This is a genomic window from Amycolatopsis sp. NPDC059027, from assembly GCF_042739735.1.
In the GTDB taxonomy this organism is placed as follows: domain Bacteria; phylum Actinomycetota; class Actinomycetes; order Mycobacteriales; family Pseudonocardiaceae; genus Amycolatopsis.
Window position 1 is genome coordinate 1 of record NZ_JBHYIK010000007.1, and the last position, 21282, is coordinate 21282.

25 protein-coding genes are annotated in these 21282 nt (G+C 71.7%); 9 read left to right on the top strand and 16 right to left on the bottom strand.

Annotation, left to right across the window (positions count from 1 at the left end; translation table 11 throughout):
• Positions 1 to 859 (bottom strand): aspartate carbamoyltransferase catalytic subunit (locus ACFWY9_RS06685; protein ID WP_378338347.1); only part of this gene is annotated, 859 nt, incomplete at its 3' end.
• Complete coding sequence (pyrR, locus tag ACFWY9_RS06690) at positions 856 to 1464, bottom strand: bifunctional pyr operon transcriptional regulator/uracil phosphoribosyltransferase PyrR (protein WP_378328489.1); 609 nt, start codon at positions 1462 to 1464, stop codon at positions 856 to 858. The genes pyrR and ACFWY9_RS06685, both read right to left, overlap by 4 nt.
• A gap of 260 nt (positions 1465 to 1724) precedes the next feature.
• On the opposite strand from pyrR, the gene ACFWY9_RS06695 reads away from it, so the two are divergent.
• On the top strand, positions 1725 to 2213 hold the full coding sequence (locus ACFWY9_RS06695) for a transcriptional regulator (protein ID WP_003096372.1): 489 nt from the start codon (positions 1725 to 1727) through the stop codon (positions 2211 to 2213).
• Between the two features lie 61 nt (positions 2214 to 2274).
• On the opposite strand, the gene nusB is transcribed toward ACFWY9_RS06695, so the two are convergent.
• The 3 genes from nusB to ACFWY9_RS06710 are packed head-to-tail and all read right to left on the bottom strand — an operon-like array spanning position 2275 to position 4433.
• A complete protein-coding gene (nusB, locus tag ACFWY9_RS06700; protein WP_378328490.1) occupies positions 2275 to 2733 on the bottom strand; it encodes a transcription antitermination factor NusB in 459 nt (152 codons plus the stop codon).
• Complete coding sequence (efp, locus tag ACFWY9_RS06705) at positions 2733 to 3296, bottom strand: elongation factor P (RefSeq protein ID WP_378328491.1); 564 nt, start codon at positions 3294 to 3296, stop codon at positions 2733 to 2735. The genes nusB and efp overlap by 1 nt, the downstream gene beginning before the upstream one ends.
• Positions 3297 to 3335: 39 nt before the next feature.
• Positions 3336 to 4433 carry a M24 family metallopeptidase gene (locus tag ACFWY9_RS06710; protein ID WP_378338348.1) on the bottom strand — a complete coding sequence of 366 codons (1098 nt, stop codon included), beginning with the start codon at positions 4431 to 4433 and terminating at the stop codon, positions 3336 to 3338.
• Between the two features lie 138 nt (positions 4434 to 4571).
• On the opposite strand from ACFWY9_RS06710, the gene ACFWY9_RS06715 reads away from it, so the two are divergent.
• Positions 4572 to 4982 (top strand): hypothetical protein, encoded by a 411-nt coding sequence (locus ACFWY9_RS06715; RefSeq protein WP_378328566.1) that lies wholly within the window; start codon positions 4572 to 4574, stop codon positions 4980 to 4982.
• On the opposite strand, the gene ACFWY9_RS06720 is transcribed toward ACFWY9_RS06715, so the two are convergent.
• The 7 genes from ACFWY9_RS06720 to ACFWY9_RS06750 form a co-directional block, all read right to left on the bottom strand.
• Entirely contained in the window at positions 4952 to 6454 is a 1503-nt protein-coding gene (locus ACFWY9_RS06720) for a beta-xylosidase (protein WP_378338422.1), read from the bottom strand. The two genes, ACFWY9_RS06715 and ACFWY9_RS06720, sit on opposite strands and share 31 nt — an antisense overlap.
• 61 nt (positions 6455 to 6515) lie before the next feature.
• The gene (locus ACFWY9_RS06725) at positions 6516 to 7412 is read right to left on the bottom strand and encodes a GNAT family N-acetyltransferase (RefSeq protein ID WP_378338349.1); all 897 of its coding nucleotides are present in this window, start codon (positions 7410 to 7412) and stop codon (positions 6516 to 6518) included.
• A complete protein-coding gene (gene aroQ, locus ACFWY9_RS06730; protein ID WP_378328494.1) occupies positions 7409 to 7840 on the bottom strand; it encodes a type II 3-dehydroquinate dehydratase in 432 nt (143 codons plus the stop codon). The genes ACFWY9_RS06725 and aroQ overlap by 4 nt, the downstream gene beginning before the upstream one ends.
• Positions 7837 to 8943 carry a 3-dehydroquinate synthase gene (aroB, locus tag ACFWY9_RS06735; protein ID WP_378328495.1) on the bottom strand — a complete coding sequence of 369 codons (1107 nt, stop codon included), beginning with the start codon at positions 8941 to 8943 and terminating at the stop codon, positions 7837 to 7839. The genes aroQ and aroB overlap by 4 nt, the downstream gene beginning before the upstream one ends.
• Before the next feature lie 12 nt (positions 8944 to 8955).
• Positions 8956 to 9486, bottom strand: coding sequence for a shikimate kinase (locus tag ACFWY9_RS06740; RefSeq protein WP_378328496.1), 531 nt, complete (start codon positions 9484 to 9486; stop codon positions 8956 to 8958).
• On the bottom strand, positions 9483 to 10670 hold the full coding sequence (aroC, locus tag ACFWY9_RS06745) for a chorismate synthase (protein ID WP_378328497.1): 1188 nt from the start codon (positions 10668 to 10670) through the stop codon (positions 9483 to 9485). The genes ACFWY9_RS06740 and aroC overlap by 4 nt, the downstream gene beginning before the upstream one ends.
• A gap of 73 nt (positions 10671 to 10743) precedes the next feature.
• The gene (locus tag ACFWY9_RS06750) at positions 10744 to 11403 is read right to left on the bottom strand and encodes a prepilin peptidase (RefSeq protein ID WP_378338350.1); all 660 of its coding nucleotides are present in this window, start codon (positions 11401 to 11403) and stop codon (positions 10744 to 10746) included.
• Positions 11404 to 11748: 345 nt separating this feature from the next.
• On the opposite strand from ACFWY9_RS06750, the gene ACFWY9_RS06755 reads away from it, so the two are divergent.
• A complete protein-coding gene (locus ACFWY9_RS06755) occupies positions 11749 to 12195 on the top strand; it encodes a Rieske (2Fe-2S) protein (RefSeq protein ID WP_378328499.1) in 447 nt (148 codons plus the stop codon).
• Between the two features lie 63 nt (positions 12196 to 12258).
• On the opposite strand, the gene ACFWY9_RS06760 is transcribed toward ACFWY9_RS06755, so the two are convergent.
• Both ACFWY9_RS06760 and ACFWY9_RS06765 read right to left on the bottom strand, forming a co-directional pair.
• Entirely contained in the window at positions 12259 to 12714 is a 456-nt protein-coding gene (locus tag ACFWY9_RS06760) for a PTS glucose transporter subunit IIA (RefSeq protein WP_378338351.1), read from the bottom strand.
• Complete coding sequence (locus ACFWY9_RS06765; protein ID WP_378328568.1) at positions 12711 to 13001, bottom strand: glucose PTS transporter subunit EIIB; 291 nt, start codon at positions 12999 to 13001, stop codon at positions 12711 to 12713. Before ACFWY9_RS06765 ends, ACFWY9_RS06760 begins: the two co-directional genes overlap by 4 nt.
• Positions 13002 to 13190: 189 nt before the next feature.
• On the opposite strand from ACFWY9_RS06765, the gene ACFWY9_RS06770 reads away from it, so the two are divergent.
• Genes ACFWY9_RS06770 through ACFWY9_RS06780 form a run of 3 tightly spaced genes read left to right on the top strand, consistent with a single transcriptional unit; the run spans position 13191 to position 15521 of the window.
• Complete coding sequence (locus ACFWY9_RS06770; RefSeq protein WP_378328501.1) at positions 13191 to 13976, top strand: GntR family transcriptional regulator; 786 nt, start codon at positions 13191 to 13193, stop codon at positions 13974 to 13976.
• Entirely contained in the window at positions 13973 to 15214 is a 1242-nt protein-coding gene (locus ACFWY9_RS06775) for a PTS transporter subunit EIIC (RefSeq protein WP_378328502.1), read from the top strand. Before ACFWY9_RS06770 ends, ACFWY9_RS06775 begins: the two co-directional genes overlap by 4 nt.
• A gap of 40 nt (positions 15215 to 15254) precedes the next feature.
• Positions 15255 to 15521, top strand: a complete 267-nt coding sequence (locus tag ACFWY9_RS06780; RefSeq protein ID WP_378328503.1) for an HPr family phosphocarrier protein — start codon at positions 15255 to 15257, stop codon at positions 15519 to 15521.
• A gap of 87 nt (positions 15522 to 15608) precedes the next feature.
• On the opposite strand, the gene ACFWY9_RS06785 is transcribed toward ACFWY9_RS06780, so the two are convergent.
• Positions 15609 to 17096 carry an FAD-dependent monooxygenase gene (locus ACFWY9_RS06785; protein ID WP_378338352.1) on the bottom strand — a complete coding sequence of 496 codons (1488 nt, stop codon included), beginning with the start codon at positions 17094 to 17096 and terminating at the stop codon, positions 15609 to 15611.
• 96 nt (positions 17097 to 17192) lie between these two features.
• Between ACFWY9_RS06785 and ACFWY9_RS06790 the strand changes: the two genes are divergently transcribed.
• Genes ACFWY9_RS06790 through ACFWY9_RS06800 form a run of 3 tightly spaced genes read left to right on the top strand, consistent with a single transcriptional unit; the run spans position 17193 to position 20232 of the window.
• A complete protein-coding gene (locus ACFWY9_RS06790; RefSeq protein ID WP_378328505.1) occupies positions 17193 to 17852 on the top strand; it encodes a TetR/AcrR family transcriptional regulator in 660 nt (219 codons plus the stop codon).
• Positions 17853 to 17875: 23 nt separating this feature from the next.
• Complete coding sequence (locus ACFWY9_RS06795; protein ID WP_378338353.1) at positions 17876 to 18691, top strand: serine hydrolase domain-containing protein; 816 nt, start codon at positions 17876 to 17878, stop codon at positions 18689 to 18691.
• A complete protein-coding gene (locus ACFWY9_RS06800; protein WP_378338354.1) occupies positions 18691 to 20232 on the top strand; it encodes an alpha/beta hydrolase in 1542 nt (513 codons plus the stop codon). Before ACFWY9_RS06795 ends, ACFWY9_RS06800 begins: the two co-directional genes overlap by 1 nt.
• 17 nt (positions 20233 to 20249) lie before the next feature.
• Here ACFWY9_RS06800 and ACFWY9_RS06805 read toward each other — a convergent pair whose 3' ends face one another.
• Entirely contained in the window at positions 20250 to 21191 is a 942-nt protein-coding gene (locus ACFWY9_RS06805; protein WP_378328508.1) for a D-2-hydroxyacid dehydrogenase family protein, read from the bottom strand.
• Positions 21192 to 21282: the final 91 nt, after the last annotated feature.

Here is a 21282-nt window from a genome sequence, read left to right on the forward strand (position 1 = left end):
GTTCGGTGATGACCGAGGCCGGGGAGTCGGCGACCACCGAGGCGATCTCCATCCCGCGCAGCATCGGCCCGGGGTGCAGCACGATCGCGTGCTCCGGCAACAGGCCGAGCCGCCTTTCACTGAGGCCGTAGGCGATCGAGTACTCCCTCGCCGAAGGGAAAAACCCGCCGTGCATGCGTTCGGCCTGGACCCGCAGCATCATCACCGCGTCGACCGCGGGCAGCTCGGCGTCCAGATCGTGCGAGACGGTGACCGGCAAGCTCTCCACGCCGTAGGGCAGCAGCGTCGGCGGGGCCACCAAAACCACCTCGGCGCCCAGCGTCGAGAGCAGGTGGATGTTCGAGCGCGCGACCCGGCTGTGCAGCACGTCGCCGACGATCGCGATCCGGCGGCCGTTCAGCGAGCCGAGGCGTTCGCGCAGGGTGGCGGCGTCGAGCAGGGCCTGCGTCGGGTGCTCGTGCGTGCCGTCCCCGGCGTTGACGACCGCGGTGCCCGCCTCGGCCAGCCAGCCGGACAGCCGCTGCGCGGCACCGGAGGCGGGGTGGCGGATGATCACGCAGTCGGCGCCCGCGGCGGCGAGGGTGAGCGCGGTGTCGCGCAGCGATTCGCCCTTGTTCACCGAGGAGCTGGACGCCGAGACGTTGATCACGTCCGCGCTCATCCACTTCCCGGCGATCTCGAACGACACCCGGGTGCGGGTCGAGTTCTCGTAGAACAGCGTGACGACGGTGCGGCCGCGCAACGTCGGCAGCTTGCGGACCTCGCGGCCGAGCAGTGTGTGCTTCAGCTCGTCGGCGGTGTCCAGGATCGCGGTGGCCTGCGCCGCGTCCAGTCCGTCGGTGGCGAGCAGGTGTTTCACTGAGCCTCTCCTGATGCTTCAGCGGGGCGGAGCAGGACCGCGTCCCTGCCGTCCGTTTCGGACAGCAGCACGGACACACCCTCGGTGCGGGCGGTGGGCACGTTCTTGCCCACGTAGTCGGCCCGGATGGGCAGCTCGCGATGGCCGCGGTCGACCAGCACCGCCAGCTGGACCGCGCGCGGGCGGCCGTGATCGCGCAGCGCGTCGAGGGCGGCGCGGATGGTGCGGCCGGAGAACAGCACGTCGTCGACCAGGATCACCACCCGGTCGTCGATGCCCGCCGGCGGCAGCTGCGTCTGCTCCAGCGCGCGCGGGGGGCGGCGGCGCAGATCGTCGCGGTAGAGGGTGACGTCGAGGGCGCCCGTCGGCGGGCGGACTCCGGAGAACTCGGCCACGCGCTCGGCCAGCCTGGTGGCCAGCGGCGTCCCCCGGGTGGGAATGCCGAGCAACACCGGCGGCGGAGTGGTTCCCTCGTGCCCGGAACCGAGCGCGGTCTTCTCGATGACCTGATGGGCCATCCGGGCGATGGTGCGCGCGACATCGCCGGCCGACAGGAGCTCGCGCTCCCCGGCCGGTCCCGCCGCGCCACGCGGACGTGACGACACAGCGGACTCCTTCCCCGCCTCGCTGGACGGGTCCTTAAAGGACGTCGATCTCCTGCTTGGCGAGGAAATCGCACCGACAGTAGCAGGAGGACCCGCTCAGCCTTACGGGTGGTGTCCCGCACTCCGCCACCAGGTCGGACAACCTTCTGCTTGACCTGGTGACAACTATGCGTAACCATTACTCTGAGTATTCGACTCGAGAAGTCCCCTGGACCGGTCATCCCGGCCGAGCAGGGGGTGAAGAAACGGAGAACCACCAGATGGGCGATTACGCCAAGGCGCTCGGGGCCAAGCTCCGCGGTATCCGCCAGCAACAGGGCCTGTCCCTGCACGGGGTCGAGCAGAAGTCCGGCGGCCGCTGGAAGGCCGTCGTCGTCGGCTCGTACGAGCGTGGCGATCGAGCCGTCACCGTCCAGAAGCTGGCCGAGCTGGCCGACTTCTACGGCGTGCCGGTGGTCGAACTGCTGCCGGAGGGCCGGGTCCCCTCGGGTGCCGAGCCCGCCACCAAGATCGTCATCAACCTGGAGCGGCTCCAGCAGCTGCCCGCCGAGAAGGTGGGCCCGCTCGCCCGCTACGCGGCCACCATCCAGAGCCAGCGCGGCGACTACAACGGCAAGGTGCTGTCGATCCGCACCGAGGACCTGCGGTCGCTGGCGATCATCTACGACATGACCCCCGGCGAGCTCACCGAGCAGCTCATCGACTGGGGCGTTCTCCCGCCCGAGGCCCGTCCCTCGAAGGAGGACTGATCGGGCTCTGCTTGAGCGTTTTCGGTTGTGGGGAACCGAAAACGCTCAAGCACGTGTGACTTCAGAGCACCGCGCGGAGGCGGTCGGCGATGGTGCCGATGCGGCCGAGGACCCCGTTGACGAACCGGGGCGAGTCGTCGGTGGAAAGCGACTTCGCGAGGCCGACGGCCTCGTCGATGGCGACCGCGTCGGGCACGTCCGCCGACCAGAGCATCTCGTAGATCCCGACCCGCAGCACCGCGAGGTCCACCGGCGGCATCCGCTCCAGCGTCCAGCCGTGCGAGTGCTCCGCGAGCAGCTCGTCGATCTGCTCGCGCCGCCCGGTGACCCCTTCGACCAGTTCGATCGTGTAGTCCCCGATCGGGTCGACCTCGACCGCGCCGACCCGCTCGGACAGCAGCGTGACGGCGTCGGTCTCCCGCTGCCCGGCTTCGTACAGCATTTCCACGGCCCGCTGCCGGGCCTGGCGGCGGCTGATCGGCCCGCCGCGCTTCGGTTTCGGTTTCGGCGTCCCGTCCATCAGCTGGAGACGCGGCCCAGATAGCGGCCGTCACGGGTGTCGACCTTGATCTTCTCACCGGTGGTCAGGAACAGCGGGACCTGGATCTCCGCGCCCGTCTCCAGGGTGGCCGGCTTGGTGCCGCCGGTCGAACGGTCGCCCTGCAGGCCGGGGTCGGTGTGCTGCACGATCAGCTCGACCGAGGTCGGCAGCTCGATGTAGAGCGGGTTGCCCTCGTGCACCGCGACCTGGACCTCGGTGTTCTCCAGCAGGTAGTTCGCGTTGTCCCCGACGACCTCGGCCAGCACGGTGATCTGGTCGTAGGTGTCGCCGTCCATGAAGACGAAGTCGGCGCCGTCCTTGTAGAGGTAGGTCATGTTCCGGCGGTCGACGGTCGCGGTGTCCACCTTGGTGCCCGCGTTGAACGTCTTGTCGACGACCTTGCCGGTCAGCACGTGCTTGAGCGTGGTGCGGACGAACGCGCCGCCCTTGCCCGGCTTCACGTGCTGGAACGCGGTGACGGTCCACAGCTGGCCCTCGAGGTTGAGGACGAGCCCGTTCTTCAGGTCGTTGGTGGTGGCCACGAGCTTGCAGTCTCCTGTATCGGTGTTTCCCCGCGGTCGCTAGAGCTCCACGAGGTCCTTCGTGCTCTGGGTGAGGAGCTCCGGCTCGCCGTCTCGCACGACGAGCGTGTCCTCGATGCGGACGCCACCCCGGCCGGCGAGGTAGACGCCGGGCTCGACGGTGACCGCCATACCGGCGGACAGTGTACCGACGCCCGTGGTAGCGAGGCTCGGCGCCTCGTGGACGTGCAGGCCGACGCCGTGCCCGAGACCGTGCCCGAAGTCGTCGCCGTGCCCCGCGCCGGCGATCACCGACCGCGCCGCGGCGTCCACTTCGGACAGTACGGCGCCGGGCCGCACGGCCGCGGTCCCCGCCGCCTGCGCGCGGCGTACCAGGTCGTAGACCTCCCGCTGCCAGTCCGCGGGCTCACCGAGCACGAACGTGCGGGTCATGTCGGAGTGGTAGCCGTCGACGGTGGCGCCGAAGTCCAGTTTCACGAAGTCGCCGGTGGCCAGCACGGTGTCGCCGTACTGGTGGTGCGGGATGGCCGAGTTCGCGCCGGTGGCCACGATCGACCGGAACGAGGGCTCCGACGAGCCGTGCTCCAGCATCCGGTTCTCCAGGTCCCTGGCCACCTCGCGCTCGGTGCGGCCGGGCCGCAGTCCCCCGGCGGCGAGCAGATCGGCCAGCGCGCGGTCGGCCGCGGCGCAGGCCTCGCGCAGCGCGGCGATCTCGGCGTCGTCCTTGATCAGCCGCAGCTGTTCGACCAGGCCGGGGGTGCGGATCAGCTCGACCGCGGCGAAACCGGCCTTCAGCGACTCGTGCTGTTCGACGCTGACGTGCTGGCTTTCGAACCCGGTCCGGCCGTAGGTCCCCGGGGCGGCGGCCGCGCGGGTGGCGAGCGCCGCCGCGCTGGCGCGCTCCAGCACCCGCTCGAGATCCGGCACCTCGGCCGCGGACTGGGTGTCGTAGCGGCCGTCGGTGCAGAAGACGGTGTGCTGTTCGCCCCCGGCGTGGACGAGCAGGGCGGCGTTCGATCCGGTGAACCCGGTCAGGTAGCGGATGTTGGTGAGGTCGGTGACGAGGAGTGCGTCGACCCCGGCCTCGGAGAGCAGGCTGCGCAGCGCCGCGCGTCGGCGTGAATGGGTTTCAACCACGCCGCCAGCCTAGTGGTCCCGTCCCCCTCCTTTGGTGGTGTTCCCCCCGCGGCCGGGGTACCCGGCGGCCCACACGCGATACCCACACGCGGCGCCTACACTGCGAAGATGCCTGGCTGGTTGACTCGCGGGTTGGTGATGGCGCTGGTGCACGGCGCCGCCGTCACGGTGCTCGCCAAGTACTCGGTGTACCACCCGACCGACCAGGCGTTCCCGATCTCGATCGCGCTCGCGCTGCTGGTCGGCGCCGCCGCGCTGTGGAGCGCCGTGGACGCGTGGCTCGACCGCCCCGACCGCGGCCGGAACTGGTTCGTCGCGGCGCTGATCACCGGGCCGCTGGCCGGGGTGCTCTACGTGATCGGGCGGGCGGTGTTCGTCGATCAGACCGGCACGTCCGAGCTGGGCGCGGCGCTCACCGGCGGTGCCGCCTTCTCCGCGCTGCTCGTGCTGGTCCCGGCCGGGCTGGGGCTGTTCGTCGGCGCGCGGATCGGGCACGCGTCGCCCGGCAGGCGGGCCGCTCAGCCGCCGAGCGAGGAAGCCCGCGGATAGCCGTCCCACCGCGCGGGCGGGATCCGGACGACCGCGGAGTCGTTGGCCGCCACGATCCCGGTGTCCGGCAGGCCCCACAGGGTGTCCCGGTCCAGCAGGACGCCGAGCGGGCGTCCCTCCGCCTGCACGACCGTCGCCTCGGCCCGCAGCCGCGCGGCCAGCGGGAACCGCGCGGCGGGCGCGACCGGGTGATCGGCCACCTGCCCGGCCAGCGCGACGGCCACGGCCCGCCGGTCGACGCGGACGAGTTTCCCGCCGCGCACGAGGTCCATGGTCCGCTCCGGCGAGGGCATCGCCAGCCCGTCGAAGGTGGTCGCGGTCCGCTCGGGGGTGGCGCAGCCCTTGACGCCCAGCGCGTCGAGCCCGAAGTGCCGGAGCCCGGTCGGCGCGCCCGTGGCGTCGAGTCCGGTCGCGCGCACGACGTCGAGCGGCACCCGGTCGCAGGGCCCGGCGAGGTCGAGCGGGGCGTGCCCGTCCGGGCGGCGGACGAGGCCGGGGCCCTCCTTCCAGTCCCCGCCGATGACGAGCGGGCGATAGGGCTGCTCGGTGAAGTCCCTGGTCCAGAACGTGAGGGTGGTGCCTTCGGCGGTCTCGTGGGCGATCACGAACGCGTCGAGCGCCCCCGACCACATCAGGTCGGCGCTGAACCCGTCCACGATCGACCGCTCCCGCGGCGCGGTGGTGGACGGCACCGGGCCGAAGCCCTTCGGCCCGAGCGCCTCGACCCCGGCGGAGAACGCCGGATCGTGCGACCGGACGAGGAACTGGCCCGCCCCGTTCCAGCCCGCCGCCTTGCCGGTGGTGTCGGTGAACATCAGGTAGTACCAGCCGTCGAGGAACACCACCGAGGGCTGGCCCGCGCCGTAGACGTTGTCGCGGTGCACGTCGTGCGACGGCCCCAGGATGGGCCGCCCGCCCGCCGCCCGCGTCCAGTGCACCCCGTCCTGGCTGGTCGCGAGGCCGACGGCGTTGCCGAGCGCGTGGTCACCCGCGGCGCCGGTGTAGTACAGGAAGTAGGTCGTGCCGATCCGCAGCACCGACGGGTCGCAGGTGTGCATCCCGTCGAACCCGCCCGGCGCGCCCGACAGCACGGCGGCCGGGGCACCGCCGTCCGGACCGGTGAAGGGTCCGTCGGCCGACGGACCCTCGGCGTAGAGGATGTCGTCGCCGGGCGGCGGCGCGCTGCCGTACTGGCTGCACCACCACATCCGGGTCCGCCCGCCGTCGAGCATCACCGACGGGACGTAGTTGTAGACCGCGTCCTCGCCGCCCGCGGCGACGACGCCACCGCTCTGGCGAGGAGTGCCGGTCGCCAGGCGGACGTCGGCCACCTTCGCCTGGCTCGGCGCCGTCTGCGCCACCGGTCTGTCCACTTGGGACTGCGCGTAGCCGTCGCTGCAACCGGCGAGCACGAGACAGCCGCAGACGGCTGCGGAAAAGGCGCGGGCGACTCGCCTGCCCCCACGACGAATCGGGCGCACGATCGCCGAGTGTAGCGAGGTCTCACCTTGTCGAGTGACCCCCGCCAGTGGGTCACTCGATCGCGACCAGTTCGACCTCGAAGCCGTCCTCGTCCTCCAGGTACGCGGCGTAGTGCTCCTCGCCGCCCGCGTGGGGATAGCGGTCGGCGAACAGTGGCCGCCAGCCGTGGTCCGCCGACTCGGCGGCGAGCGCGTCCACCTGGGTCCGGGTGGCCACGTGCAGCGCGAGGTGGTTCAGCCCCGGTCGCGTCCGCTCGTGCGTCCCGCCGCTCAGCGCCGGGGATTTCTCCACCACGAGGTAGCTCGGCCCGAGCCGCCAGCTGACTCCGGCGGACCAGCGTTGGTATTCGCGCCAGCCGAGCGCGGTCAGCAGCCAGCCCCAGCTACGTTCCGCGCGGGCGAGGTCGGGCACCCACAGCTCGACGTGGTGCGGACGGCCGTGCGCGGTGGGCAGCGCGACCAGCACGCGGTGCGCGGCGCCGTGGTACTCGTCGCCTCCCATGTCGAGAAAGCCGAGACGCCGCAACACTTTCCGGCTGGCGGCGTGGTCTTCGCGCACGAGCGCCCACACCGCGGGCAGGCCGAGCGTGGCGAGCCCGTGGCCGAGCAGCGCCCGCACGGCCTCGGTCGCCAGGCCCTGTCCGCTGTGCCCGGGGGCGATGTAGTACCCGACCTCGGCGACGCCGTCCGGCAGCCGCCGCGACGGGCTCAGATGGGCGATGCCGATGAACTCGCCGTCGTGGTCGATCGCCCAGTGGCCCTGCCCGGCCGGTCCGTCGTAGGACAGGCGGCGGTCCATCATGGCGTGGAAGTGCGCCGGATCGCTCAGGTCGTTCCCGAGGAACCGGCTCATCTCCGGGTCGGCGAAGATCCGGGCAGCGGCGACGGTGTCGGCTTCGGTCAGCGCACGCAGCCGCAGCCGCGGGGTGGTGAGTTCGGGGACACTCACCGCGCGTTGTCGGCGAGCCAGCGCAGCGCGAGCCGGTAGCCGTCGACGCCAAGACCGGCGATGACACCGGTGGCGACGTCCGAAAGCACGCTGTGGTGCCGGAACTGCTCGCGTTTGTGGACGTTCGAGATGTGCAGTTCGATCAGCGGCGCCGTGAGCTGGGCCGCCGCGTCGCGGACCGCGATCGAGTAGTGCGTCCAGGCCCCGGCGTTGAGGACGACCGGGTTGCCGCCGTCGGCGGCCTCGTGCAGCCAGCCGACCAGCTCGCCCTCGTGGTCGGTCTGCCGGACGTCGACGTCGAGGCCCAGCTCCGCGCCGGTGTCGACGCACAGCGCGATGAGCTCGTCGTGGGTGGTGGCGCCGTAGACGCCGGGTTCCCGCTTGCCGAGCCGCCCGAGGTTGGGGCCGTTGAAGACGAAGACCTTCACAGCAGCACGCTCCCGCTGTTCTGCTCCCCGGCCGCGACCGCCGAGTACGCGGCGGCCAGCAGCGCCGGGTCGGGACCCTCCAGCCTGCCCGGCTTGGCGAGCCCGTCGAGGACGACGAAGCGCAGGACACCGGAGCGGGTCTTCTTGTCGCCCTTCATGGTTTCCAGAAGCTGCGGCAGCGCTGTCGGGTCGTAGGTGGTGGGCAGCCCGAGCAGGCGCAGCACGGAGGCGTGCCGCTCGGCCGTCGCGTCGTCGAGCCGCCCGGCGAGGCGGGCCAGTTCGGCGGCGAACACGAGGCCGACACTCACCGCCGCGCCGTGCCGCCAGCGGTAGCGCTCGCGGCGCTCGATGGCGTGGCCGAGGGTGTGGCCGTAGTTGAGGATCTCGCGCAGATCCGACTCGCGCAGATCCGCGGCCACGACGTCGGCCTTGACCTGGATGGAGCGGCGGACCAGCTCGGCCAGCACCTCGCCGGTCGTGTCGACCGCGGCGGCCGGGTCGGCCTCGACGAGTTCGAGGATCTTCGGGTCCGCGATGAACCCGGTCTTGACGACCTCGGCCATCCCGGCGACGAGCTCGTTCGGCGGCAGCGTCTCCAGCGTGGCCAGGTCGACCAGCACCGCGCTCGGCTCGTGGAACACACCGACGAGGTTCTTGCCCGCCTCGGTGTTGATGCCGGTCTTGCCGCCGACCGCGGCGTCGACCATGCCCAGCAGCGTGGTCGGCACGTTGACCAGGCGCACCCCGCGCATCCAGGTGCCCGCGACGAACCCGGCGAGATCGGTGACCGCGCCGCCGCCGAGACCGACCACGACACCGCGGCGGTCGAGCCCGATGCGGCCGAGCACCTCCCAGCAGAAGCTCGCCACGGTGAGCGCCTTGCCGTCCTCCGCGTCGGGGATCTCGACGCGGTGGGCGTCGATCCCGGCCTCGATCAGCTCCTCGCGGACGGTTTCGGCCGTCGTGGTCAGCGTCGGCGGGTGGATCAGCGCGACCTTGGACGCGTCCGTCAGCTGCGCGGTGAGCTCGTCGAGCAGACCGCGGCCCACCAGGACGTCGTACGGCTTCGCGGTGGCGACCGGGATACGGACCGGGTCGGACATCGTGCTCCTTCGTCAGTTGGGCCGCTGCTCGGCGGCGAGCCCCTCGATGCGGGCCACGAGCAGGTCCACCAGTTCGTCCGGGGTGCGCTCGTCGGTGTCGACCTCGATCGTGGCCACTTCGCGGTACACCGGGAGCCGGGCGTCGAGCAGTGCCTTGTAGGTCGCCCGCGGGTTGACCCCGGCGAGCAGCGGGCGCGCGGTGGACAGTCCGGTGCGCTGGATCCCCGCCGCCATCCCGACGTTGAGGAAGACGACGGTGTGCGCGGCCAGCCGGGCCCGGGTGCCGGGAGTGATCGGCGCTCCCCCGCCGAGGGAGAGTACGCCGTCGTGCTCGGCGAGCGCCGTCGCGACAGCCTCTTCCTCCAGCGCGCGGAAGGCGGGTTCGCCGTCCTCCGCGAAGATGTCCGAGATCGCGCGCCCGGCGCGGGCGACGATGTCGTCGTCGGTGTCGCGGAAGGCGACGCCGAGCCGGGCGGCCAGCAGCGGGCCGACCGTGCTCTTGCCCGAGCCCGGCGGTCCGACGACCACCGCGCGGGGGGTCACCAGCGCTCCTCGAGCGCCTTCAGGTAGGCCTGCGCGTTGCGCTTGCTCTCCTCGAGCGAGTCGCCGCCGAACTTCTCCAGCGCGGCGTCGGCGAGGACGAGCGCGACCACCGACTCCAGCACGACCCCGGCGCGCGGGACCGCGCAGACGTCGGACCGCTGGTGGATCGCGACGGCGGGCTCCCCGGTCGTGACGTCCACAGTGGACAGTGCTTTCGGGACGGTCGAGATCGGCTTCATGGCCACGCGGACGCGCAGCGGCTCGCCGTTGGTGATGCCGCCCTCGAGCCCGCCCGCGCGGTTGGACCGCCGGGTGACCCCGACCGGGCCGGAACCGCGGTCGATCTCGTCGTGGGCCTGGCTCCCCCAGCGACGCGCCGTGGTGAAGCCGTCGCCGACCTCGACCCCCTTCATCGCCTGCACGCCCATCAGCGCGCCCGCGAGCCGGGCGTCGAGCCTGCGGTCCCAGTGCACGTGGGAGCCGAGGCCCGGCGGCAGGTCGTAGGCGATCACCTCGATCACGCCGCCGACGGTGTCACCCGCCTTCCGCACCGCGTCGACCTCGGCGACCATCGCCTCGGTGCCCTGGGAGCCGAAGGCACGCACCGGGCTCTCGTCGATGGCGGGCAGGTCCGCCGCGGTGGGCAGCGGGCCTTCGGGAGCGTCGGCGCCGCCGATGGACACCACGTGGCTCAGGATCTCGATGCCGAGCAGCTGGCGCAGGTAGTTGCGCGCCACCGTGCCCAGCGCCGTGCGCGACGCCGTCTCCCGCGCGCTCGCCCGCTCCAGCACCGGCCTGGCCTCGCTGAAGCCGTACTTCTGCATGCCGGGCAGATCGGCGTGCCCCGGCCGGGGCCGGGTGAGCGGCTCGTTGCGGGCGAGCCCGGCCAGCTCCTCGGGGTCCACCGGGTCGGCCGCCATGACCTTTTCCCACTTGGGCCATTCGGCGTTCTCGATGTGGACCGCGATCGGGCCGCCCTGGGTGAGCCCGTGGCGCACGCCGCCGAGGAACTCGATGTGGTCGGTCTCGAAGCCCATGCGGGGACTGCGCCCGAAGCCGAGCCGGCGACGGGCCAGCTGCTCGGTCACGTCCGTGGTCGTGACGCCCACACCGGCGACCATGCCTTCGAGCACGGCGGCGAGTGCGGGTCCGTGTGATTCACCCGCGGTGATCCAGCGCAACACCTGACAGATCCTGTCACGCCGCCACGACCGGGCGCGCAAGGACTCCCCTCCCGCGCGGGGCCACCGCGCACGGTCAGCCGGGCACCACCTCCGCTCCGGCCGAGGGCAGGACCGCGCACAGCCAGGCCGCCGCGAGCAGGCCGGGGCCGTGCGGGACCCCGGGCGCCTGCCCGCGCGTGCTCCCGCGGCACATCGCGAGCGCCACACTGAGCAGCGCCGCGGCCACCGCGCCGAGCAGCACGGCGGGCCAGCCGACCGCGGCGAGCACGGCTCCGAGGACCCCCGACAGCTTCACGTCGCCCGCGCCGAGCGAGCCGGGCGCGCACAGGTGGATCAGCGCGTGCGCGCCCCCGAAGACCGCCGCCCCGGCCAGTGCGCGGCCCGCCAGCGCCGGGCCGCCGCCCGTCGCCGCGGCCGTGGCGAACGCGGCCGCGAAGGCGGGATACGCGGGCAGGGTGAGGACGTCCGGCAGCCGCAGATGACGCAGATCCGCCAACGCCAGCGGGACGGCGAGGACGGTCAGCAGGCAGGGCACCGGGAGCCACCAGCCCGGCCAGCCGCCGGACTGCCAGCGCCAGCAGACGACGCCGAGCCCCAGCGCCACGAGCCCGGCAGCGGGCGGCACGGCGATCGGCGCGTCCGCCCGGCGCAGCAGGGCGGCGGTCGCCGGGGCCGTGGCCGCTCCGGCGACCGCGAACAGGAGAAGAAGCAGTCCGCAGTACACCTGATCCACGCTGCCCCTGGGCACCTCACCAGCGCAAACCCCGGACGGCACGACTGGACCGCTCGTACCGTTCCCGCCCTTTGTTCACCCGTCCGGCCCAGCGTCGGGGGCCCTGAAGGACGCCTTCGGTGCGGTGAGTGCGCTGAAGGGGGACGGCAGCACGGCCCACCCCCAGACAACCGGCGTCAGCCCCCCGCGGTGGACCGGCCGGGCGCGGCGCGCGGGGGGGCCACTTACCCCCCCATGCGGGGCGGTTATGGCCCTCACGGCGTCCTTCAGCACGGCCAACGCACTGAAAGCGTCCTTCAGCACCCGGCGGTGAACCGGACGGGCGCGGCGCCCGTGTCCAGGGGTATGACTGCCGAACCGCATTCCCGCCGTTCCGTCCTCACCGCCGGCGCGGCCGTGGCGGGCGCCGCCGTCGGCGCCGTCGCCCTGTCCTCCTGCGGCACGTCGGGCAACGCCGCCACGGCGGGCACGAAGAACGCCCAGCCCGCACCGGCGCCCGGTCAGCCGCTGGTGGCGCTCGCCGACGTCCCGGTGGGCGAGGCCAAGGCCGCCAAGGGGCCCGACGGCTCGGACATCGTCGTGGCCAGGACCGCGGAGAACACCGCGGCGGCGTTCAGCGCGATCTGCACGCACCAGGGCTGCACCGTGGCCCCGCAGGGCGCCGAGCTGAAGTGCCCGTGTCACGGGTCGGTGTTCGACGCGCTCACCGGCGCGGTCAAGAACGGGCCCGCGAAGCAGCCGCTGCCGCCGGTCAAGGTCAGGGTCGACAACGGGCAGATCGTCACCGGATAGCCGGAAAACGCCGAATGCCCTTTGTGGACAGTCGAACTGTCCACAAAGGGCATTCGAGATCTTTCAGGCACCCCAGGTGAAAACCCGGTCGCCCGCGGTCACCTCGCTGCCCTCCGCCAGTCCCGAGAGCGCCTCGGCCTGCGCGTCGAGCGCCACCACGGGTACGATCGCGGAGTACCCGGCCTCGGCCACCGCGGTGGGGTTCCAGCCGACGATCGGCTGACCGGCGCGCACCTGCTCACCCTTGACGACGTGCAGGGTGAAGCCCTCGCCCTTCTCCTTCACCGTGTCGATGCCGAGGTGGACCAGCACCGCGCGGCCGTCCTCGCCCGCCACCACGAACGCGTGCGGGTGCAGCGTCATGATGGTGCCGTCGATCGGCGCGACCGCGTCGGCGGGACCCTCCGCGGGCCGGACGGCGATGCCCGGGCCCACCATGGCCTGCGCGAACACCGGATCGGGGACCTCGGTCATGGCCACCGCGCGCCCGGCGACCGGGCTCAGGACGTCGAGGCTCACAGCAGGTCCTCGATGTCGCTGGCGATGTTGTCGGCCTCCGGCCCGACGATCACCTGAAGAGCCGTCGAGCCCATCTTCACGACGCCCATCGCGCCCGCGGCCTTGAGCGCGGCCTCGTCGACGACGCTCATGTCTTCGACCTCACACCGCAGCCGGGTGATGCATCCCTCGATTTCGGTCAGGTTGTCCGCACCGCCGAGTGCCGCGAGAATCTTTTCCGGCCTGTCATCCGCCATCGCGGTCTCCTTGTTCCCTGTTGGTTTTCCACCTGGGGCGAAGCTGACGATCCAGCTGTACTACGCCGTTCGTCGGCATGCACCCCACCGCTGGCCACGAACGCATAACGGTGGTTGACACCCGCTCGTGCGGCGGAGCATCCTGCCCCATCAGACATTGGTCTAGACCGGAACGTACCAATCTTCCGGCCCGGATGCGAGCACCGGCCCCAGTGGCCTTCGACGAGGAGGGTGACGAATATGAGCGCGGCCGCGCCCGTCCCGCCACCCGATCGGGTCGTCAATGGACCGACCCCGAAACACGCCCAGCTGCGGGAAATACTGCGCCGGACGGTCGAGCGGGAACTGCCGCCCGGCGCGCCGATCCCGTCCGAGCGGGACCTCGCCCAGCGCTACGGCGTCTCGCGGCTGACCGTGCGCTCGGCGATCGGCAAGCTGGTCGAAGAGGGGTTGCTCGCCCGCGTCCGCGGCAAGGGCACCTTCACCGCGGCCCGCCGGATGGAGCTGCAGGTCTACCTGATGTCGTTCACCGACGACATGCTCCGCCGCGGGCTGACCCCGGCCACCGAGGTGGTGGCGACCTCCACCGAGGTCCCGCCCGCCACCTCCGCGCAGGCACTCGGCCTCGCCGACGGCGTACCCGCGCATCACCTGGTCCGGCTGCGCCGCGCCGACGGCGTCCCGCTCGCGGTGGAGCGCGGCTGGTACCACGCGGGCCGCACGCCCGGCCTGCTCGACCTCGATCTGAGCCGTTCGCTCTACGCGCAACTCGCCGACGCGTACGGCGCCCGCCCCGACCACGCGTGGCAGACGGTCTGGGCCGAATCCGCGGACCGCGAAACCGCACGGTTGCTCAACATCCGCGCCGGCAGTCCGCTTCTCGTCTTCCGCAGGGTCTCCAGCGCGAACGGGGAACCCGTGGAGGACATGACTTCCTGGTACCGGGGAGACCACTACCAGGTGACTATGCAGTTGGACCGGAACGCCCCGGATTCCGGCCATCAACCCCATGGAGGTAATCGATGAGCGCCACCACCGCGGAGGGGGCGAAGAAGAAGGGCGGAGGAGGGCTCGCCGGCCTGCAGCGCTTCGGCCGCAGCCTGATGCTCCCCATCGCCACTCTGCCCGCCGCAGGTCTGCTCAACCGCTTCGGCCAGGACGACCTGCTCGGCAAGGACGGGCTGGGCTGGAACAAGGTCGCCGGCGTCATCGGCGCGGCGGGCAGCAGCCTGTTCAACTGGCTGCCGCTGCTGTTCGCCGTCGGCATCGCGGTCGGTTTCGCCCGCAAGGGTGACGGCTCGACCGGTGTCGCCGCCGTCGTCGGCTTCGTCGTGTTCAACAGCGTCGTGCAGGTCTTCGCGCCGATCAAGGAACTGGAGGGCTACAAGGCGGACAGCGGCTGGGAACTGCAGCCGATCCACTGGCCCTACAGCGTGCTGGGCGGCGTCGTCGTCGGCCTGGTGTCGGCGATCCTGTGGCAGCGCTACCACCGCATCAAGCTGCCCGCCTGGCTGGCGTTCTTCGGCGGGCGCCGGTTCGTGCCGATCATCACCGCGCTCACGATGATCATCCTCGGCGTGATTTTCGGCCTGCTGTTCAAGTACATCGACCAGGGCATCCACAACGTCGGCCAGGCGGTGGTCGGCTCCCCGGTCGTCGGTGGCGGCGTCTACGGCCTGCTGAACCGGCTGCTCATCCCGGTCGGCCTGCACCAGCTGCTGAACGTGCCGGTGTGGTTCGTCTTCGGCGGTGGCGACCTGAACAACTTCTTCCACCACGTCCAGGGGTCCGGCTCGTTCATGACCGGGTTCTTCCCGATCTTCATGTTCGCGCTGCCCGCGGCCGCGCTGGCGATCATGCAGTCCGCCAAGCCGAGCCAGCGCAAGGTCGTCGGCAGTGTGATGATCGCGGCCGCGCTGACCGCGTTCGTCACCGGTGTCACCGAACCGATCGAGTTCTCGTTCATGTTCGTCGCGTGGCCGCTGTACGTGTTCCACGCGGTGATGACCGGCATCTCGCTGGCGCTGGTGAACGCGCTGGGGATCAAGCTCGGTTTCTCTTTCTCCGCCGGGGCGATCGACTTCGCGCTCAACTCCTCTTTGGACACCGCGCACAAGGCGTGGCTGCTGATCCCGATCGGCCTCGTGTTCGCGGTCATCTACTACGTCGTGTTCCGCTGGGTCATCACCAAGTGGAACCTGCGTACCCCGGGCCGTGAGGACGACTCGATCGAGTCCGACCTCGAGAAGACCGCCGCGAAGTAGACTCGGACCGCAACACAGAGAAAGACGAAAGAGGACGAACATGCCGGAGAAACGTGTCACCGTGGCGAGCAAGGTCGGCCTGCACGCCAGGCCCGCCGCGCTGGTCGCCAAGGCGGCCGCCGCACAACCCGTCGCGGTGCGGATCGCCAAGGACGGCGGTGACCCGGTGGCCGCCGGCAGCGTGCTCAACCTGATGACGCTCGCCGCCGGGTACGGCGACGAGGTCGTCATCAGCGCCGAAGGTGAAGGCGCTCAGGCCGCCGTCGACGCGGTCGCCGAACTGGTCGCGACCGACCTCGACGCGTAGGCCGCTCCAGGGGTAGCTGTGCGAGCCGTGCGGGGGGGGGGGGGGGGGGGGCCCGCGGGCCCCCCCCCCGCCCCCGGGCTCTCCCCCTCAGCCCGCCACCGGCACGGCGGCCGGGGCGCCGAACCACGTGGACAGGGCTTCCGCCAGCCCGTCCGTACCCGCCTCCGACGTCGCCCAGGCGACGTAGCCGTCCGGGCGGACGAGCAGTCCCGCGACGTCCGGATGCGCGCCGGTCACCCGGACCCGGTCGTCAAATCCCCTTGCGGTGGCAAGGATTTCGTCGTCGTCGGACAGCAGCAACGCCTTGCCGTCGCGAACCTCGGGCACCGGCCCCGGCAGGAACCGGCCCACCCGCGGATGCGCGTCCGGCGCGTAGTCGATGTCCACGCCGTTCACCATCGCGATGAACTTGTCCCGCACCACCGGGATCGCCAGCGTCTCGCTCATCACCTCGCGCAGTGCCTCGATCTGGGGCCCCGGACGCATCAACGCCACCTGCGCGCGGGTGTTCCGCAGAACCCGCGCCCCCACCGGATGCCGCTCCGCGTGGTAAGTGTCCAAAAGGGACTCGGGCGCGATCCCGCGGACGACGAGGCCGAGCTTCCAGCCGAGGTTCATCGCGTCCTGCATCCCGAGGTTCAGCCCCTGCCCGCCGATCGGCGAGTGGACATGCGCGGCGTCCCCGGCCAGCAGCACGCGCCCCTTGCGGTACGTCGCCGCCTGCCGGGTGTTGTCGCTGTAGCGGATCCCGGCTTCCACGCGCTTCACGGCGATGTCCCGTCCGGTGACCCGGCGGAGGCTGCCGATCAGTTCTTCGGCGGTGAACAGCGCGTCGCGGTCCGCCGGTCCCCCGTCGAATTCGATCGTGGCGATCTCGCCCCGGACCATCGACAGGTTGACGAGGCCGCCGGGCGCACGCACGGACGAGGTGAGCGAATCGGGGTCGGCCAGTTCCGCCACCACGGTCCGGCCGGTCATCGTCGCGTCGGTCCCGGGGAACTCGATCCCGGTCTTCCGGCGTACCACGCTGCGACCGCCGTCGCAGCCGACCAGGTACGCCGCGCGCTCGGTCCGGCCGTCGTCGGCGACGACGGTCACCGACTCGCCATCGTCGACGACGTCGGCGACGGTCCAGCCATGTTCGATCCGCACCCCCAGCTCGCGGGCCCGATCGGCGAGGATCTGTTCCAGCGCGTGCTGTTTCATCAGATAGTTCGGCGTGGCCCCGCCACCTTCGCCCGCCTCCTTGAGCAGCGGCAGCCCGCCGAAGTGCCCCCTCGCCCTGCCCTCGCGGACCAGCCGCAGCAACACCTCGGGCGCGTCGCGGCCACCCGGCAGCTCGCCCATGGCGGCGAACACCGCCTCCTGCGCCTCGGCCAGCGGCCCGAGCAGGTCGCGCATCGCCAGCGACTGCGTGGTGCGCCCGTTGACGCCACGCAGCCCGAGACTGCGGGCGCGGCGCGCGGCGCCGTCCGGTGCGGACTCCAGCACCAGCGGGTCGGCCCCGGCCAGCTTCAGCTCGCTCGCCAGCAGCAGCCCCACCGGACCGCCCCCGGCCACGATCACATCCGTCATGATCCACTCCCGGTATTTACGCTGTAAATTTACAACGTAAATACTCCGGACTAGACTCGGCGCTGTCAAGGAACACATCGACCGAGGAGACCGCCCGTGGCCCGACGAGAGCCGCTCAACAGGGAGAAAGTCCTGGACGCGGCATTGGCGCTCGCCGACAGCGAAGGCCTGGACGGGCTGACCATGCGCAAGCTCGCCAAGACGCTCGGCGTCGAGGCCATGGCGCTGTACAACCACGTCTCGAACAAGGCCGACATCCTCGACGGCATCACGGAGCGGGTGATGGCCGGCATCCCGAGGGCCGACCCCGCCCTGCCGTGGGCCGAACGTGTGCGGTCGCTGGCGCTGGGCATGTACCGGACCTACCGGCGCCATCCCGTCGTACCGCTGGCGATGGCGTCCGACCAGGCGAACCCGACCTCCCGTATCGCCTTGCTCCCCATCGAAGAACTGCTCGGCGCGCTCGCCGAGGCCGGTTTCGGCGGCGACGAGCTCCGCCGGATGACGGCCGCGGTCAACGGCCTGGTGTTCGGCTCACTGCTCCTGGTCACCTCGGGGTTCGGCAACGAACTGCCGGGGCCGGAGCAGCTGGCGCCGTTCTCCGCCGTCGACGCGGGCGAGTTCCCGCACTTCAGCAGGTTCCTGGGCACCTTGCCGCGGCTCGACCCGGACAAGGACTTCGAGCGGGCGCTGGACGTGCTGATCGCCGGCCTGAAAGCCACCGCGGCGGCGAAGTCCCCCGGCGGCACGGCCTGAGGCGGTTCCCATACGCTGGCGCCATGGACAGCGTGCGCCTGAGCGACGAATGGCCGGTCGAAACCGCCGCGACGGCGGTGGTGGGCGCGGACGGCGCCGTGCTCGGGACCCACGGGGACACCCGGCACCCGTTCCGGCTCGCGTCGGTCACCAAGCCGCTGACCGCCTACACCGCGCTGATCGCCGTCGAAGAGGGCGTGTTCGAGCTGGACACTCCGGCCGGGCCCGAAGGCTCGACCGTGCGGCATCTGCTCGCGCACACCTCCGGGCTCGCCTTCGACGCGCACAAGGCGATGGCCGCGCCCGGCACCAGGAGGCTCTACTCCAACGCCGGGTTCGAGCAGCTCGCCGACGCGCTGACCGAGCACTCGGGCATCCCGTTCGCGCAGTACCAGGCCGAGGCGCTGCTCGGCCCGCTCGGCATGTCCACCACCCGGCTCGACGGCTCCCCCGCGTCCGGCGCCGTGTCCACTGTGGACGACCTGGTCGCCTTTGCGGCCGAGCTCCAGGCGCCGAAGCTGATCGACGCGGGCACGGTGCGCGAGGCGACGAACGTCGTGTTCCCCGGGCTTTCCGGTGTGCTGCCCGGTTTCGGGCACCAGAAGCCGAACGACTGGGGCCTCGGCTTCGAGATCCGCGACCACAAGAGTCCACACTGGACGGGATCGTCGAGTTCGCCCGCGACGTTCGGCCACTTCGGACAGTCCGGGACGTTCCTGTGGGTCGACCCGGAAGCCCGCGCGGCGTGTGTCGCGCTCACCGACCGCGCCTTCGGCCCGTGGGCGGCCGAGGTGTGGCCGCCTTACACCGACGCGGTGCTGGCGGAGCTGCGCGGCTGATGCGGCCCCGGCGCGGCGCGCTCGCCGCCGTCCTGCTGCTGACACTGACGGCCTGCGCCCCGGCGTCGCCCGAACCCCAGCCCCAGCCCCAGCCCCGGCCTGGGCAGGCCGCCGATCGGGCCGAGGCGGTGACCCCGCCGCTGGGCACCAACGGCGCGGCTGTCCCCGAACTGCGCTGGACACCGTGTCACGGCGCGTTCCAGTGCGCGAGCGCCCCGGTGCCGCTGAGCTACCGCGAACCGCGGGGAAAGACGATCACGCTGTCGGTGATCAAGCTCCCGGCGAAGGATCCCGCGCACCGGGCCGGAACGCTGTTCGTGAACTTCGGCGGACCGGGCACGGACGGCGTCGGCGAGCTGACCCGATTCGGGCCGCACTATCCCGACGAAGTGCGTGCCCATTACGACCTGGTGAGCTTCGACCCGCGCGGCATCGGCGGTTCGGCGCCGGTCAGCTGTCCCGGCGCGGACGAGCCGAAGGCCGAAGGTTCGCCGCTGCGCCCGGACCAGCACGACGCCTTCTACGCCGCGAGCGCAGCCGTCGGCAAGGCGTGCGCGGCCGGGTCGGGCGAGCTGCTCGACCACCTTTCGACGGCGAACGTGGCGCGCGACCTGGACCTGCTGCGCCAGGCCGCCGGGGACAGGGAGCTGAACTACTACGGCTACTCCTACGGCACGTATCTCGGTGGCACGTATGCGAACCTGTTCCCTGGCTCGGTGCGTTCGATGGTGCTCGACGGCACGCTCGACCTGGTCGCCAACGCGACCGGGAAGCCGGGGCAGGAGCACGCCCCGGTCGACGTCCGCGCGGATGTCGCCTCGGCCCAGCAGGAAGAACTCGAGCACTTCTTCGCCGTGTGCGCCGCCGCCGGGCCGAAATGCGCGTTCTCGCAAGGAGATCAACGGCGGAAGTTCGCCGGCATCTTCGCGAAGCTGAGCCAGGGACCGGTCGGCGGCGTGACCCTGGCTTCGCTGCTGCAGACGATCGACAGCGCGTTGTACCTCTCGCCGCGCTGGAAGTCGTTGGGACAGACGCTGAACTCCCTCGCCGCATCCTCGGCCGGCGCGGCGGACACGCGGCCACCGGTGCTGGATCCGTATGTCCCGGTGCACAACGGCGGGTTCCTTGCGGTGCAGTGCGTCGACAGCGACAACCCGCAGAGCCCGGCCGACTACGACAAGCTGGCCGCGAGCGAGCAAGCGCGGCAACCGTATTTCGGGCTCGCCGCGGTGTTCTCGCTGACGCAGTGCATCGGCTGGCCCGGCCACGACGCGGACCGCTACACCGGGCCGTGGAACCGGCAGCGGAAGAACCCGATCCTGGTGGTCAACAACCGGTTCGACCCCGCGACGCCGTTGAGCAACGCGCGGGCGACCGCGGCCGAACTCGGCGACGGGCACGTGCTGGTGGTGGACGGCGCCGGGCACACGTCGCTGGACGTGCCCAGCAAATGCGCGTGGGACGCCGTGGCGCGGTACCTCGGTGAGCTGAAGGTGCCCGCCGAGGGCGCGATCTGCGCCCCCGACGCCCAGCCGTTCTAGCAGCTCGCGAGCCCGGCTCACTCCATGACGCGGATGGGGTTGCCCGCCTGGTAGGCCGCGATGTCCTCGACCGCGTCGCCGTAGAAGACCTCGTAGACCTCGTGCGCGACGTAGCCGAGGTGCGGGGTCAGGATCGCGTTGTCGAGTGTCCTCAGTGGATGGTCGGACGGCAGCGGTTCGATGTCGTAGACGTCGAGCGCGGCCGCGGCGATTTCCTTACGCCGCAGGGCATCCACCAGCGCGGCCTCGTCCACGATGGGACCGCGGGAGGTGTTCACCAGCAACGCGGAGGGCTTCATCGCCGCGAGTTCGGCCGCGCCGACGAGCCCCCGGCTGCGCCGGCTGAGCACCAGGTGGATCGACAGGACGTCGGAACGGGCGAACAGCTCCTCCTTCGACACCGCCGTGACACCGTGTTCCGCCGCCTTCTCGGGAGTCAGATTCTGGCTCCAGGCAATGGTTTCCATCCCGAACGCCTGGCCGATCCGCGCCGCGCCGGAGCCGAGCCTGCCCAGCCCGAGCAGGCCGAGCGTCCGGCCGTGCAGGGTGATCCCGACCGTGCGCTGCCAGCCGCCTTCGCGCATCGAGCGGAATTCGGCGGGCAGGTTGCGGGCCGCGGCGAGGATGAGCGCCCAGGTGTGCTCGGCCGTCGACAGCCCGGAGTAGCCGGTGGCCGAGACGACGACGCCGTTGCGCCGGGCGGCGGGCACGTCGATGGCGGCGTTGCGCACGCCGGTGCTCACCAGCAGTTTCAGGCCGGGCAACCGGTCGAGGACTTCGGCGGGGAACCGGGTGCGCTCGCGCATCGCGACGACCACCTCGAACCCGGCGAGCCGCTCGACGACCTCGTCGGCGCCCGCGAACGGTTCGGTGAACACGTGGATGTCGGCGTTCAGGGAGTCCCAGTCGCCGTAGTTCAGCGCCACGTTCTGGTAATCGTCGAGGATCGCGATCTTCATGCCGGTCACCATACGTGGTGAGGTGCTGAAGCGGACTTTCGTCCGATGCGACGCGCTGAAGGGGACTTTCCTCGCATGTCACGCGAGGAAA